Here is a 15,845-nt window from a genome sequence, read left to right as displayed (position 1 = left end):
TATGCCCAAATATTCCTTTTGCTCATCGGTTAATCCCACATTATCTATCTTGGAAAGCTCGGATATTATTTCTTCCTTTAGCAAATTCAAAAAATCATGCAATGACATGAGGCGCTCTACCGATTTTTCCCTTGGACTTTCAGATGTTTTTAAAACACTTGATTTTTTCCATGTTTCAAAATCAGGATAAGAATCTTCTATTTTAATGTCTGTTGGCCAATCACTTGGATCAGGCCAATCCTCATCTCTTTCAAAGCCAGCCCTATCTTTTCTTTCTCTTTCCCAATCTTCCAAAAATAACGGATAAAGTTTGTCTATAATATCATCGGATGGGATAGCTTCATCAATCTGATAATCTTTATAAATACCGGGTATGAGTTCGATTATCTCCTCCTTGGATATCGGAATGTCTTCTAAAAAATATTCACTTGCATCTGCAAGAGATCGAGTAATAACTGAATGAAGTTTTTCGGCCTTTAATTTATTTTCTTTTTCGGATGTTGCTCCGCTTGTTTCCATTTTATTTTCCATGGTTTTATTTGAGTTAAAAAAATAAATCGCCAGATATTTCAAATAAATAAAAAAAATGATTATTTCACTTAACTCGTTTTTATGCAAATTAATTGACTTTTGCTTATTTTTAAGCTAAAATTATAGTTAAATTGTAGCAAAACGGGATGAAAAATCAAATTGAAGAACTGAAAAAAGAATACCAGCAAATTCAGGAAAAGCTCGGATTGCCCGAGATTATTTCTGATTCCCGAAAAATGGCGGAGTTGGGCAAAAGGCAGGCGGAACTGGCGGAAATCGTAAGAGTCGCTGAAGAACTGGAGAAAATTGAAAAAGTAATGAAAGAGAATGCCAAAATTATTAACTCTGATGAGGATCCGGAACTCAAACAAATGGCAATGGAGGAAAATATGAAACTGTCCCGGAAGAAAGAAGCACTGGAAAAAGAGCTGGAAAAACTGCTTGTTCTCAAGAATCCCAATGACAGCAAAAATATCATCGTGGAAATCCGGGCCGGCGCCGGCGGAGACGAATCGGCTCTTTTTGCCGCCGATCTTTTCCGGATGTATTCTCGCTACGTTGAAAAAAACAGCTGGAAAGCCATCATCCTTAATTCCAACCGCATCGGCATCGGCGGATTCAAGGAAATTATTTTTGAAATTAACGGTGCTGGAGCATATGGCAAAATGAAGTACGAATCCGGCGTTCATCGGGTCCAGAGGATCCCGGAAACGGAAAAATCAGGGCGGATCCACACTTCCACCGCCACCGTTGCCATCCTTCCCCAAGCCGAAGAAGTTGAACTTAAAATTGATCCCAATGACATTCGCATTGATACTTTTGCCTCCTCGGGACCGGGCGGCCAGTCGGTTAATACTACCAATAGCGCCGTACGCATTACTCATCTGCTCACCGGTCTCGTCGTTTCCTGCCAAGATGAAAAGTCTCAGCTAAAAAACCGCGAAAAGGCGATGAAGGTTTTGCGCTCGCGCCTTTTGCAAATGGAAGAAGAAAAAAGATCTAAAGAAATAGGCGACGCCCGGAAATCCCAAATTGGCACCGGGGACCGCAGTGAAAAAATCAGAACTTACAATTTTCCCCAGGACCGCGTCACTGATCACCGGATAAAAAAATCTTGGAGCAATATCCCAGTAATCCTCGATGGAAATATTGAAGATCTTATTAATACCTTACAAGAAGAAGACATTAAATTGAAAATTTCTAATTCCTAATTTCTAATTGACCTAAATAAATCCCAATGACCAACTAGTAAATAATTTTTTGGTCATTTTTAAATTGGGATTTGATTAGAAATTAGGTTAATTAGAAATTAGAAATTTATGAAAACCATCAAAGATTTTTGCATCAATTACTATAAAAAAATAGATTTCTTGGATCTGGAACTCATCATCGCCTCTGTTCTTAAAAAACCGCGGGAATTTGTGCTTGCCCACCCGGATTATAAAATATCAGCCACTCACAACTCGCGACTTAAAACTTTAATAAAAAGAAGGCGGAGGCATGAACCGCTGGCTTATATTCTAGGCCGCAAAGAATTTTATAGCTTGGATTTCAAAGTTAACAAAAACGTTCTCATCCCCCGCCCCGAAACCGAATTACTGGTTGATTTAGTGCTAAAAGAACTTAAAAAAAACAAATTACAGGTTGCGGGTTACGGGTTACAAAATATTATTATTGATGTGGGTACGGGAAGCGGAAATATCATTATTTCACTAGCATATAACATGAAGCATGGAACATATAACAATATTAATTTTTATGGCACGGATATTTCCCAAAAGGCTCTGTTAGTCGCAAAATATAACGCTAAGAAACACAAAGTTGACAAACATATCTATTTTTTCAAATCTGATTTATTAAAAAACAAAAAGCTTATTAACAATTTAACAATGCAGCAATGCAACAATTTAATCGTTTTAGCTAATCTCCCTTATCTTTCGAAAGAAATATATAGTCCAGCCCTGAAAAGCGTCAGAAAATATGAACCAAAATCCGCCTTATTTAGTCCGCAGAACGGATTGGGATATTACGCAAAACTTTTAAAACAATTAAATAAATTAAAAAACGAGTGTTCCATGCTCCATGTTACATGTTTCATGGAAATCAGTCATGAACAAAAATTAAAAATTTCTAAACTGATAAAATCTTGCTTTCCTGCGTCAAAGATAAAATTCCACAAAGATCTCGCCAGCAAATGGAGGGTCTGTGAAGTCATAATCTAAACAAATGTTCCGCTTCACAAGACACTAAAATTTTGACTTTTAACCTTTAATTTTTGACTTTTTAATACGCTAAACCCCCGCCAGAAAGCGGGGGTTTAAGCTAACTTTTGGTTTAGAACTAAACCAAAAAAAGAAAACGTACAAGAAGAATTATCTTTTCTTCTTCTTTTTCTTTGCTTTTTTCTTTGCCATTTGAGTCACCTCCTTTCGATAATTTTGTTTAAATCTCTAATTGCGCAGCAATAATGTCGCGCGAGGTTCCAACAAAATTTTTGTTTTACTTTTTATTTTTAAAAACCGTTTGTTATGTTTATTATACCACTCTCTTTATATTAGTACAATACCTTTTCGGAAAATATGTCAACAGTATTTTATTCCCTACTTATAATTATAGAACATATTTTTAAAAAATCAATGCAAGAAAGTTATCCACAGCCTATTAAAATCAAAAATCAAATATCAAAATGAAAAATGACAAAGCAAAATTTAAAAATATTTATTGCTTCTTCACCTGGAGCTTCCATTTTTTATATTTGGGTACAACATGCTTTAAATAAAAAATTTCAAAGTTAAAAATTATTCACAAAATTACCCTTCTGATGCTAGTAAGACAAAAAATGGGTTTTTGTAAAAGACCTCCGGACATTTAAAAAAGGAGCTAAATCAAAAACTTATCCAACAATTTTGATTTTTAATATTTGATATTTGATTTTACAAAACTTTATATTACACCAGAAATGCCGTTTTTTGTCCAGTTGACGCCAAAAAGCGCGTGGGATAGAATAAAAAGACAAAAGAGGTCGAGTAGTCCCTTTCCTTGCGGTAAGGGAGAACGGCTTCAACGCAAGCTGTACATTAATAATTAACTCTAGAAAGGAAGGTGATATGAATGGATGAGGAAAAAACAGAAGAGACCTCCCAAACAATCCGCGGATGGATTCAAGACAACCTTCGTATTATCATCAGCGTTGTCATTGTTATCGCCATCGCGGGAGGAATTTATTCATATTCGAAGCGAACGCAGACACCTGCTGGAACTGAAGAGCAAGGCGCTATAGAACAGTTAAGCGAGGAAGCTGCGGAAGTCGGAGAAGAAGCAGCTGTAACCACACCACAGGAGGAGGAAAAAGCTGAAGCGTCCAAATCAGAAGAACAAGTTACTGCTGGTGCCAGCAAAGAAACAGAGGGATCATTCATTGAAACGGCAGGACGCGGAGACGGCGTCACTCATCTAGCTCGCCGAGCGCTAGCGAACTACCTGGAAAAAAATCCCGACTCATCACTCACTCCGGAACACAAGATTTACATCGAGGACTATCTTAGAAAACACGCAGAATTCAAGGGAAGAGTGTTTGTGGGAACTTCTGCGGAATTTAACAAAGACCTTATTCGACAAGCGATTGAGCAATCAAAGCAACTTAACGACAAGCAGCTTAAGAACCTTCACAAATATGCCGTGATGGTTCCGTCACTGTCTTAAAAAAATGTTGCACCGAATTAAAACACAAATACAACATTTAAGTTCTTTATTCTTAGGAAAATCATTTCTTTCGATATCAGGCCTAATGCCAGCAAAAGCCCCGTAACGACGGGGCTTTTGCTTATTGCATCCGACAATCTACACTTTCAGCCGCAAACGAAATGAAGAAAAACTAATTGCCTATTTTTACCTGACTTCCTTCTCTTATTCCGTATTTCTCACTCAACCCAGCGTTTATTTCAAGAACTCTGTCAGCCGAAACGCCAGGATTAATGACACCTTTGAGATCCACTGGGACATTCTTCGCGATGAAGACCACTCTGTCATCCAAAATCCAGATAATATCCAAGGAAAACTGCATATTTTTCATCCAGAAAGAGTGAACGCCGGGCCGCGCAAACTCAAACAGCATGCCGCACTCTTGGCACAAGCTTTCCCTTCCCCCTAGTCCCCTGCTTCTTTCTGCGCTATTATCAGCGATCTCCACTAAAAATTCTTTTTCGCCGATATTAATTTTTGGTCCTTTATCGCCGCTCCAGCTGCTGGAAAAATAATAAACCGCCCCGCCAAATAAAAATACCGACAGCAATACCAAAAATATTTTTTTCATTGTAGTAAGTTTCTTTATCCCTTTTCAGGTTAAGCAGTTTTTGCCGCTTTTAACTTTCTGTTTACAAAAATAAGGACTGCAACCGTTATCAGCAAAACCAAAATAATAGTAATCATTTTTCCGATCGCCCGGGTGTTTAACGCTACTAAGGCAATAGCTGAAATCACACCGTAAAAAAATAAGGTAATTTTTCTCTGCGACCAGCCAAGTTCCACCAATTTAAAATGCAGATGGCGCTGATCCGGCCTGAAAATGGAAGTTCCTGCCCGAAGCCGCTCTCCAATCACCCAGAGAGCATCAATGATGGGAATGGTCATAATGAGAAGTGCGGTGGCGATTTTAGTTCCGGCAAAGACCGCCAGAACCGCCAGTATAAAACCCATAAACATCGATCCGGCGGTGCCAGCAAGAATCTTCGCCGGGTGGAAATTAAAAAGCAAGAATCCGGCTAGGGCGCCCGCCAAAGCCGCGGCGATAATTCCCACCGGCGGTTGATTCACTTCGGGCTTCAAGCTTAAGAAAAATATGGTAAGCGAGCCAATCAGAGAGATTCCTCCACTTAGACCGTCAACGCCATCCAGCCAATTGGCTGAATTCATCAGAAGCACCAGCCAGCCAATGACAAAAAACAAACTGGGAAGAAGATATTTTCCAAGATTCAAAAACAGGACCCCGCCGAAAGGATTAGTAATATATTCCACCCGCACTCCCATAATAAAGACAAAAACCGCGACGGCAACTTGGAAAAAGAGCTGGGTTTTCCAATCCAGTTCCCGAAAATCATCCCACAGGCCGACGACCAGAATCAAGCCGCAGGCAATAAGTATCCCCCAGAGAGATTGGGAAATAAACAAATTGGGGTCCAAAAAAATAGCCAGACTGAAAGATAAAATAATAGCCACTCCGCCCAATCTGGAAATTCTTTTCCCGGAAACATGGCGGGAAGATTTTCTTTTTGAAATCAGTCCATTGAATTTTCCGCAAAGCCAAATAGTAGCGGCTATCAGAACTACTGACGCGAGAAAAGAAGTTATAAAGGGTGAAAGATATAAAGAGATATTCATAGTACTATAAATTTCCAATTTACCTGCTTCGCCGGCAGGCGGGAATCCACCTTTGGCGGACAATGACTAAATTTTTAAAATTTAAAAATTGCTAGATTAATCATTGTTTGAGAATTGAGAATTGAAAAAATAAAAAAACTAAAGTTTTTTTATTTTTTCCGTCACCCAAAATTCTCCAAAATATTTTTTAATCAAAATCCTTGTCTGGGAATCAATAGCGGGCATTGCTCCGAGAGTGGGAGCAATAATCGGCACAAGAATCCACTGCAAAAACATATAAATGTATTTTTTGCGCGAATGCTTTTTCGGCCGGGGAGGCAGCAGCCCAAAACTTAAAAACATTGACACGACTAAACCAAACATCGCCAGCGTCATAAGATAGCGAGTGATAAAAGGGAGATTGTGAGCCAGCACGCTTTCATTGAACTGATTACCTCCAAAAATTAAGGGAAGCCAGCCAAGAAAAGCTAAAATCAATGGTGCCGTAGCCCAGGAGTGGTGCCCTTCCAGCATTTCCACAGCGGCTCTTATTTTAGCAAAGAGAGCAACCTTCTTATCCGGCCAGAGAGAACGCATAATGACCGGGAAATTCTCTATTCCATAAGCCCAGCGCCGCTTCTGCTTATATTGATTTTTAATCGTTCGCCAGTAGGTTTGGGCCAGCACGGCATCAAGAGAAATGGGAAGATAAATCGGCTTTACTTTATAGTCGCCATGGAAATAGGAAAAACATTTCCAGTAAATAATTGAGTCCTCGCTGATCATATTTACCGGCCAGAAATTAACTTTCACCAGCGTGTCAAACGGCTCGCTGTGAGAAGAAAAAGTCACCATTCTTTTGCGGGTGCTCTGGAACATGTGCCAAAAAGAAGAACTGGTAACGATGACGCGCACAAAGGCGTTAGTGTCCCAAATATTGTTGTGATACATCGGAAGCGGCTGATAGGCCCGCTTGAGCCGCTTGGGATCGGTGATGTAGGCGTAAGTGAGAGCGGCAAAATATTGCGGATGGCAAACACTGTCGCAGTCAAAATTGGAAAGGATAACCCGCTGATAATCAATGCCCTGCTCATCCAAGTAATGCTGAAGGCGACGGGCGGCAAAGCCGGCATTTGAGGCCTTGCACTTCATTTCTCCTTCTTTCACAATGTGGGTTGTCACCAGAAAATCGCGAAACACTCCCTTGAATTTGTTTTTCAGGTAATTTACTTTTTTCAGGCGCTGCTCTGCCGGTTCGCGCTCTTCAGTGGCCAAAAGGATTATAATCTGCTGATTGGGAAAATTGCTTTCCGCTACCGCCTGGATTGCCGGTTCAATGACTTCCGCCGGCTCGTTGGCAGTGGGGAGAAGGACCACATGAATAATTTTCCTCCAATCCCAGATTTTATCCTTGATGCGTTCCAGATGTTTTATTTCCCTCCGGTATTTTTTCAGGCGCCGAATTTCTTTTTTTATTTTCCACTGTTCGCTTAAAGAAAGTCCGCCGCCAAGATTTTTTCTGAGGGCTTTAACTCTCTCCGCGATATCAAGAGCGTACTGGCGCGGATCAGAAATTCGCTGGCATCGCTCCCACCAGTCAATGCTTTTTCCTTCCCGAAGCTTCCGATAGGCAATCAGCGAATAGCCGGTAATATAAATCGTCCGATAAATCCAGTACACGTCGAAAGCAATAATGAACACTGCCACCCAAACCGGAAGCAGAAAAGAAAACACCAGCATTCCTAAAATGGTGGTCCAGGTTAAGATTCCGGGAATAATCTCCAGAGTCCGCTGGAATCTTCTTTCTTTCGGATTTTTAGTTTTTGGATCAGGAAAAGAAAACATAGTATCCTAAAACTTGAAACCTGTAACCTGAAACACAAGAATTTTCATTTTCAACCGCCGGGCAAGTTTCCGCATTGCGGGTTTTGGGTTACAAGTTACATGATTTTAGTAGTTTATTAAAACAACACTGGCGCTGGCTATCAAAGTTCCTACCTGGACAAAAAAAGCAGCCAGCAGCAAAAGGTAGGAAGCGATCCGTTCCTTTTTCCGGTAAAAAAAATGGGCGAGGGTTATGTTAACCGCCATAATTGCCGCTCCCATGAGGGGCAAAAAATACGCCTGCCACCAATCCCCAATGAGATCAACCCCGAAATATACGTTATAGTGGAGAATAATGGGAAAGTCAACTGGGCGAATGAAAAAAGCCAGAAGCCCCCAGTTGGCTATGTTTAAAAAAAACGCTCCAATGAGAGCCCAGTGGACGATCGCGTTGCGAAAAAAATCTTGAGCAAAAAAATGCCTGATTTTTGCTTTCAGGCTAGTCCTTTCTTTTGTTTTTTCTTCTTCAATAATCATTGCTCTCTTGCTTTTCTTAAAGCCACTGATAATTTTTAATTTTAATTTTGCTTATTATTCTTTTGGCTTATCTAGCACTAGCGGCTCGATGCTTTTTTCGCCCCCTGTTATTTTAACAACATCCTTGTCAATTTTTCCTAATTCTTTGTAAGCGGAATTGTAGTGGCTGACTGTCGTACCCATGCTCGATCCCAATTTTTTCATAAACTCTTCAAAAGTGAGAAGGTGTTTGCCTAGTTTTTCAACATTAGAGCGGATCTCTTTAGCGCTTTCTTCGATTTGAAGCGCGCGAAGACCCTGGAGGACTGTTTGAAGATAAGCCAGAAAGGAAGTAGGAGAAACAATAATAACATGCTTATCTTTAAAGGCATAGTCAATTAAATCTCTGGAGTTCACTACTCCAACGGCACTCGTTAATAAATCATAATAAATTGATTCTGAAGGAATAAACATAAAGGCAAAATCCATAGTTCCTTCGTCAGGTTTTACATATTTAGCCGTCTCATCAATTCTGAATTTGAGGTCATTTTTAAATTGTTTGACATGTTTTTCGCGGACTTCGGGATCAGTTGTGTTTAAGATCTTTTCATAATTTTCTAAAGAAAACTTGGAATCCACTGGAATAATTCTTTCTTTTACAAAAACTACTGCGTCAACAATGGTTCCGTCTTTGAAACCGTATTGCATCTGGTATGAATTAGGCGGCAGCACATTTTTTAGCGTCTCTTCCAGGAAATATTCCCCCAGCACTCCCCTTTGCTTGGGATTTTTCAAAATATCCTGCAAATTCTGGAGTTGGGCCGAAAAATTAATCACTTGCTTATTTGTTTCCTCCAATTTGGTAAGTCCCGCCACTACGTCCCGAACTGTTTTAATCGTTTGGCTGATTTGTTCCTGATGAGCCCGGTGAGTTTCAGAAAGCTTGTTGTCCATTGTCCGGCGCAATTCGCGGTTTTCCTCTGTGAGCACTGTCAGCCGCTCAAGTATCACTGCTAGTTTCTCGCTTTTCTCTTCCTGATCCTGCTTTCTTTTCACGCCAAAAACAAGCCAAAAAAGGATGGCCAGAGCAATAACGACCGCAATAATGATTAGTGAAGTGGACATTCTTTTTTATCTCTTCAGCCCGGCAATAAACCGGCGCAGAGTGGGAATCTTGTTGACAATCTCGTCGTGAGGCCCTTCCAGAAAATCAAGAAGAAAGCGATCCGTCATATTTAGCCGGTATTTGAACTCCTCGCTGTTCATCAAAACATAGCTGATTTCTTTTCCGATCTCGGCTTCCAGGTTGCTGACAACATTGCGCAGTTTCGACCGGTTCACGTTGTTAGCCACTACTACGATGTCGGCTTTGCTCCGGGGATAGTTCAAAAAAGTCCCGCTGATGAGCGCCAGCTTTACTTCCCCGATGCCTTTCACCCTTCCTAAACTCCGGCACTGCGGATAAATGTTTGACTTGACGATAAGATTGCGGAGTTCCGGGTAAAAGGGAAAATCCTGGTTTAGAATATAGGAATTTTTTCTCTTTCTTACTCTCTTAGTAATAAACTTTATCTTTTTCAGATCGCGGATTTCTTTTCTAACCTGAAAATTTTTCAGCAAGTTTTTCTTCGCGACCTCCGCCAGCAAATATTCCTGATCAGGATTCTGCAGAAAAAACCGCAGCAGCCGCGCTTTGGCCCGGGTGCCAAATAAAATCTCAAGAATTTCAGACATACATTTGCTTGTTTACGAAATTAAAATATTTTTGCCTAAGATGAAGCCACAATAGTGCCATATATCTTCAAATAGTATACTACCACCAACATTTTAAAAAGTAAACCCCGCCCTTTTGTGACAAAAGGGCGGGGCGGGGTAAGCCCCCTTACATCCACAAAAAATTGTGGCGCACTGGAAGAATTGTGCTATACTGAAGGTGCAATTATGCCTCAAAAAATCAATGGAAAAATTGGCTCGGATCCGGCAACAGAAACTTTCATCTTCCCTATTTCTGTCGTCAATAACTCAAAATTCAGGCCTTATATTGAGTCCTTTTATCACATTCCTACTAACATCATTCAGCAACCGCTCGGAAAGCTTCTGGGATTTTTTAAAATCGGGAATTTAAGTGAGGATTCGGCTTACATTGTCAATTTTCTGACTTCCGTTATTAAAAAAGAATACTACCTTAACCCCCGGCGTTCGGTTGAGGACGGTTTGGATATGGCATTGCACAAAGCCAACGTCGCCCTTTCCGAACTGGCCAAAAATGGAAACGTTGACTGGCTAGGAGCGATTGATGCCGCTGTTTGCGTTCTGGAAGAAGATAAAAACAAGCTCCACTTCAGCGTTACCGGCAGCGCCAAAGTATTTATTTTCCGAAACGGCATCCCGAGCGATATCAGCGAAGGACTGGCTCCCGGCGGCGAAGAGCCCCATCCGCTCAAAACATTTGTTAATGTTTCCGATGGAGCATTAAAAACTGGAGACAAAGTCATTATTACCTCGGATGACATTTTTCAAATTTTCTCCTTAGCCGATCTTCAAAAAAACGCCTCTCGTTTCCCTCGGGAGAAATTTGCCCAATTCCTGAAAACCGCCCTAGTAAACGAAACAGAAGTGGCCGCGTCAATCATCATTGATGTTTTTGAAGCAGAAAGGGCAAAAAGAAAAAAAGAGAAGCCAAAAGAATCCGGCGAGGATATCTTTAATGTTTTCAGCGAGAAGGCCTTTCCGAAAAAAATCAAACCCCGACCGGCGATGCCTTCCGGAAAAGAAGCTGATTACGTTGATAAAAAAACCGGGCATATTTATGTGCAGGGAGAGGAGGAGGCAAAAACATATCGGCGCGCTCCTTTGGGCCCCTACTGGTTCCTGTTCAAAGAACGACTGGCCGGCATTTACTTACGGTTTTCCGGCAAATTTCGGCTCTGGTTGGTAATTCTCAAGCGAAAAATTAAAGACGCTCTCTGGAACATGCGCAGCCGGCTGCGGATGACTGTGGCTCAAGGAATAAATAAATTTCTCTCCTTGCTGCGGGGCCTTAGACCCAGAAGAAAAGATTCGCTTGATATTCCGCCAGCCCCGCCTCAAGCAGCAGAGCGCCCGGAAAAGGTGAAGGATAAAATTTTTGCGCCTTTCGGAAAAGTAACCCTGACTGCTTTCCGCGAAAAAACCCGCCAGTTTCTTCCTGATCTCAAAAAAGCGAGATCTGCATTTTCCGTCCTGACTTATCAGCAGCGCCTGTACGGAATCCTTATCCTTCTGGCTATTTTAATCGTCCCGCTGGTAATAATCGGCATAAAAAATAAAAGAAGTACTTTCCCTCCCGCCGTGCCGCAGGAAAAAAGCCAGCGGGAAGTTCTAGCCGCTGATAAAAATATCAATCTTTCCGCCGGGGTGGAGGTAATTCCTGTTAGTGAAAAAATAACCACCGCCGAATTTTCTAATAATAATCTTTTCCTTATCGCGCCGCAAAAAATAATTCAGCGGGAGGAAAACGGCGGCACCAGCGAATTTTCTCTGCCTCAAGAAGCCGGAAATGTTCTAGACTCAACTTATATGGAGGACCTTAAACTGATTTTTCTTCTCACTGATCGAAACAAAATTTTCTCCTTTGGCACCATTTCCCGCGATATTAAAGAGAATAAAATTGGGATACCGGAAAACGCCAAGGTTCAATCTTTGGCTTCGTATCTTACCTATCTTTATCTGGTTGACGTCAATTCTAACCAAATATACCGTTACCCCCGCGCGGAGGGCGGATTCGGGCCCAAAACCAACTGGTTAAAAGAAGAGATGAATCTCGGTGATGCGGAAGATATCGCCATAGATGAAAATGTGTACCTTGCCACCGGGGCGGAACTGGTAAAGTTGTTTCGGGGAAAAAAGCAGGAGCTGGCAGTGGAAAAAAGCGCCACACCCATTCACTTTGATAAAGTGGCAACCACCCGCCAGATGGAAAAATTATACGTTCTTGACATTTCCAATTCCCGGCTGGTGGTGCTGAGGAAAAACGGAGAAATAATTTCCCAGTACTATCACGAATTTCTCAAAGGCGCCCGTCAGCTCTCAATTGATCCCAAAAATAACAAGGCCTACTTCATAACCGCTGAAGGTGGAGCGGTTTTTCTTAACTTGCAATAATATTTGTAAATTCTTTTAATACACTTCACCCAGATCGGAATAAAGTGTAACGTAAGAAACCTTAAAAATCCCTAAAGCCGGACTTTAGGAATTTTTGTTTGGGAATCCTTTTGTTACAAAGCCGGGAGGTGTTCGTTCTCGCCGGGCGTGTTGGCCAGTTTTATCCGTTCCAGAATCTCGCGGTTGACAATTTGCGCGTCGCGGCCGTATTTGAGGCGGGAGAGTTCTTTGAGATGGTTGGCAACCTCCTGGTCGCCGCCGGTAGGCGGATAGGTCTTCATATTGAAGGGCTTGGTGGATTCATTGCTAATTAAAAGACGCACGAAGCAATTATAATTGTCGGCGTTTACTAGATCATTGACGGTGAATATCGGCGCAAATTGCTTTTCCAAAAATTCCGCGTCCTCCGGTCCGACCCGAAAAGCGCAAATTGATCCCACGTTTCCAAAGACCGCTTTGGAAATTTCCTCACGCAGCTGCCCGATAAACTGATGAGCCATGGTGAGATTGAGGCGGTACTTGCGGGCTTCAGAGAGAATTTGAGAAATGGAATCGGTTGTCACGTTTTGAAATTCATCAATGTAAAGGTAAAAGTCCCCTCTTTCACTCTCGGGAATATCCACCCGGGAAAGAGCCGACATCAGAATTTTTCCCACGATCACCATTCCCAAAAGATAGCTGTTCATTTCGCCGATCTTGCCCTTGGAAAGATTAATGAGAAGAATCTTTTTCTCGTCCATAATTTGGCGGAAGTTCAGAGTGCTTTTCTGCTGGGCGATAATGGGACGCATCAGGTCATTGGCGATGAACTGGGTTAGTTTGGAAGTGATGTAGGGCACCATATTGGCCAGCGCCGCTTCCCCGCCGGCTTTCTCCGCTTCCTTAAGCCAGAAGTCACTTACTACCGGATTGGCGCATTTGGCCAGCTTCATCCTTCTGAATTTTTCGTCGGCCAGAACCTTGGGAATTTCCATAAGCGTTGACCCGGAAGCCGGATCTTCCATCACCAGCAGCATGGCGTTTCGCATATACTGTTCAAACATCGGCCCACCGGTCTGTTTCAAATCATAAAGTTTGTCAAAGATATTAATCATCTCATTAATCACGAACGTTTTCTGCTCCGGGCGGTCGTATTCCAGCATATTGAGCCCGAAGGGGCGCTCACTGTCGGAAGGATCAAAAAAGATCACATCTTCAGCCCGTTCTTTGGGCACGGCCGTCAGAATATCAGCCACCGCATCCCCGTGAGGATCAATAAAGCATACTCCTTTTCCGCTCTTCACATCCTGCTTAGCCATTTCCTGAAGAAAGGCGGATTTTCCGGTGCCGGTCTGCCCGACAACATACAAGTGGCGGCGGCGATCATCTTCCGCCAGGCGAATGTCCGTTTTCATCCCGCGATAATCGTTGTAGCCCAAAAGAATCCCGCTTGCGGGAATGTTGGGCGGAGGCGGAGCCGCGCCGGCCTTGAGCCATTTTATTTTCGGCGTTTCGGTGGTGGAAATAGGAAAATGATAGATACTGGCTATTTCTTCGGTGTTGAGAATAATTGAATCTTGCTCGCTAAACTCCCTGAAGATGTAATTAAAAGCAATTCGTTTTGCCTTGACTCTTTTTTTCACCACCAGATGATTAATGTCAGAGTTTTCAAATTGAATAAAGGCGTTTTCCAGATGAGAGAGGATTTCTTCGGCTTTTTGTTGAGTTGCCGCGGCCGACAGCAGGCGGATATTAACCCGGAATCCGACTTTATTGGACTTTCTTTCAATTGATTTGATAAGCTCCTGCTCTTCGGGGGTAAGCTGAATTACCTCTCTTTCTTTTTGAGAAAATTCTTTCTGGCTGGTGCTAGCCATCATTCCCCGCAATTCCTTACTTAAGTTTCTGGCAAGAGACGGCGAGTAAACATCCCTTAGGCGTTTCCCCTGCTGCATTTTATGGGCGATTGTCCGGCCGAAGCTTTTCCACTGCAAGCCGGCCGGCCGAAGCACAATTTGGATGGCCGCTCCTTCTTCTTCAGTTTTTAACTTGCTAAGAGCATTGGAAAGTTCATTAAGCGGATCAACTTCCATTGTCTCATAGGTCTTGAAGGGAAGGGCTGATTTGTTTTTAAGCGTGAGCACCGCCGCCGCCGTAAAGCCAACTGGGGAAAAAATGGTGTAATCGGGAACTTTTTCGAGCGACGCATTGGGAAAATAGGCGTGGATTTGCTTTTCCACGGATTCTCTGAACTTTTTGGGAATGGCAATGTAGAAAAATATTTCTTCGCTTTGGGCGGGCTTGGCGATTTCCAACACAATGCTCGGTTCGTCATAAAGAAAGCGGAAAAAAAATGATTTCCTTTCTTTTACATTTGAAAGTGTGGTTAAGAGCTGTTCCATCGCCCCGATTTCCTCCTTCCATCCTTCTTTCACTTGTTCCTCTTTCTTTATCATCAGCCGGGACACCCGCACTACTTCCAAGTCCGTGTTTATAGAACGACTGATCTGGGCCCGGAAAAGAAAAAAGCTGCGAAACATCAAATAAGCGCCGCTGGTAAACACTGCCAGTGACAAAAGCGCAACAGCTGGGATAAAAATCGCGTTGAGATCAAAGGGAAACATTTTTTTGTTGCTATTTTTGTTTTACTTTCTTACAATTTACAGATCTTTTATCAGTCCTTTTTCAGTAAGCGCCTTGTGGAGCTCATCTGCTAGCAGTTTATCATGAAACATATCCAGCACATAATTATTTTCCAGGTGACTGGCCACTTTTACCGCGTGGACTACTCCTTTTTGCAATGCTATGTCCACCAGATGCTGGATTTGGCTCTGGGCGTCGTTCTTTTGAAAAACACTCTCGGCGTCGGATTTTATTTCTTCCTCGCCTAAAACCGGCTGGCCCAATTGTTTTATTTTAGAAAGTATTTTTCCGTAAGCGCCCTCTTTTTCAGCCGGGTTTGTTTCAGGCGGCGTTTCTTTTTCAATTTTAAAAATTTCTTTTTCTGCCTCTGGTTGAGGCGTCTCTTTTTTCTCGCCTTTGAATTTTCCCTCTATGTTAAGATCTTTTTCTTCAATTGGTTCGAGGTTGGACATAAACTAAGCGCTAACAACCTACAACCGGAAACTTTGAAATTGAGTTGTGGGCAGTCAGGCAGTTAAGTTATTAAGTTATAAATTACCTTTTATTTCCTCTTTAAACTCATCGATTACTTTTTGGACAACCCCTTCGTAATTTGGAATGCTGGCTTTCAGAAATTCTTCCATTTGGGCCGGCGAGGCGCCGTCAATAATCATCTTTTCGTACTGGGTCCGGCTTTCTTCGCCCAACTGTTCCATCGTTTCCAGAAAAATTCTCTTGAGAAGCGCTTCTGACGCTTTGATAATTATGTCGCTTTGGGCGTCCTGGGGAAGTTTTTCTATGCCCAGCTCTTTGATTAATTGCTTGACGGCCGGATTCTGGCTGTCGGATAATTGGTCCATAAATTTTAAAAAATT

14 protein-coding genes are annotated in these 15,845 nt (G+C 42.1%); 4 read left to right on the top strand and 10 right to left on the bottom strand.

The genetic code is table 11. The features are described 5' to 3' along the window. On the bottom strand, positions 1-531 hold a 531-nt coding region (locus tag NT136_01360; GenBank protein MCX6765592.1), incomplete at its 3' end, for a hypothetical protein. Positions 532-677: 146 nt separating this feature from the next. Between NT136_01360 and prfA the strand changes: the two genes are divergently transcribed. From prfA to NT136_01345, 3 genes are all read left to right on the top strand, one after another. After that, positions 678-1,742: a peptide chain release factor 1 gene (gene prfA / locus NT136_01355; GenBank protein ID MCX6765591.1), complete on the top strand. Its 1,065-nt coding sequence runs from the start codon at positions 678-680 to the stop codon at positions 1,740-1,742. A gap of 108 nt (positions 1,743-1,850) precedes the next feature. Beyond that, on the top strand, positions 1,851-2,753 hold the full coding sequence (gene prmC / locus NT136_01350; protein ID MCX6765590.1) for a peptide chain release factor N(5)-glutamine methyltransferase: 903 nt from the start codon (positions 1,851-1,853) through the stop codon (positions 2,751-2,753). A gap of 889 nt (positions 2,754-3,642) precedes the next feature. Continuing rightward, positions 3,643-4,233, top strand: a complete 591-nt coding sequence (locus NT136_01345) for a hypothetical protein (GenBank protein ID MCX6765589.1) — start codon at positions 3,643-3,645, stop codon at positions 4,231-4,233. A 172-nt stretch (positions 4,234-4,405) separates the two neighbouring features. On the opposite strand, the gene NT136_01340 is transcribed toward NT136_01345, so the two are convergent. The 6 genes from NT136_01340 to NT136_01315 form a co-directional block, all read right to left on the bottom strand. Next, on the bottom strand, positions 4,406-4,843 hold the full coding sequence (locus NT136_01340; protein MCX6765588.1) for a DUF192 domain-containing protein: 438 nt from the start codon (positions 4,841-4,843) through the stop codon (positions 4,406-4,408). Positions 4,844-4,872: 29 nt separating this feature from the next. Then, the gene (locus NT136_01335; protein ID MCX6765587.1) at positions 4,873-5,907 is read right to left on the bottom strand and encodes an MraY family glycosyltransferase; all 1,035 of its coding nucleotides are present in this window, start codon (positions 5,905-5,907) and stop codon (positions 4,873-4,875) included. Positions 5,908-6,045: 138 nt separating this feature from the next. Continuing rightward, entirely contained in the window at positions 6,046-7,731 is a 1,686-nt protein-coding gene (locus tag NT136_01330) for a glycosyltransferase family 2 protein (GenBank protein MCX6765586.1), read from the bottom strand. A gap of 105 nt (positions 7,732-7,836) precedes the next feature. After that, positions 7,837-8,247, bottom strand: a complete 411-nt coding sequence (locus NT136_01325) for a hypothetical protein (protein ID MCX6765585.1) — start codon at positions 8,245-8,247, stop codon at positions 7,837-7,839. A 54-nt stretch (positions 8,248-8,301) separates the two neighbouring features. Beyond that, entirely contained in the window at positions 8,302-9,351 is a 1,050-nt protein-coding gene (locus tag NT136_01320; protein MCX6765584.1) for a DNA recombination protein RmuC, read from the bottom strand. A gap of 6 nt (positions 9,352-9,357) precedes the next feature. Next, positions 9,358-9,960: a hypothetical protein gene (locus tag NT136_01315; protein ID MCX6765583.1), complete on the bottom strand. Its 603-nt coding sequence runs from the start codon at positions 9,958-9,960 to the stop codon at positions 9,358-9,360. A 117-nt stretch (positions 9,961-10,077) separates the two neighbouring features. Here NT136_01315 and NT136_01310 point away from each other — a divergent pair, with 117 nt between their 5' ends. Next, the gene (locus tag NT136_01310) at positions 10,078-12,369 is read left to right on the top strand and encodes a hypothetical protein (GenBank protein MCX6765582.1); all 2,292 of its coding nucleotides are present in this window, start codon (positions 10,078-10,080) and stop codon (positions 12,367-12,369) included. A 113-nt stretch (positions 12,370-12,482) separates the two neighbouring features. Here the strand turns inward: NT136_01310 and NT136_01305 are convergent, their stop codons facing one another. From NT136_01305 to NT136_01295, 3 genes are all read right to left on the bottom strand, one after another. Then, positions 12,483-14,972 (bottom strand): type IV secretion system DNA-binding domain-containing protein, encoded by a 2,490-nt coding sequence (locus NT136_01305; protein ID MCX6765581.1) that lies wholly within the window; start codon positions 14,970-14,972, stop codon positions 12,483-12,485. Between the two features lie 36 nt (positions 14,973-15,008). Continuing rightward, positions 15,009-15,443, bottom strand: coding sequence for a hypothetical protein (locus tag NT136_01300; GenBank protein MCX6765580.1), 435 nt, complete (start codon positions 15,441-15,443; stop codon positions 15,009-15,011). Positions 15,444-15,518: 75 nt separating this feature from the next. Further along, positions 15,519-15,830, bottom strand: a complete 312-nt coding sequence (locus NT136_01295; GenBank protein MCX6765579.1) for a DUF5663 domain-containing protein — start codon at positions 15,828-15,830, stop codon at positions 15,519-15,521. Positions 15,831-15,845: the final 15 nt, after the last annotated feature.

This window comes from Candidatus Moraniibacteriota bacterium, from assembly GCA_026396275.1.
Lineage (GTDB): Bacteria > Patescibacteriota > Minisyncoccia > Moranbacterales > JAPLXC01 > JAPLXC01.
The sequence above is the reverse complement of the archived record's forward strand: the minus strand, read 5'-3'. Positions and strand labels throughout refer to the sequence as shown.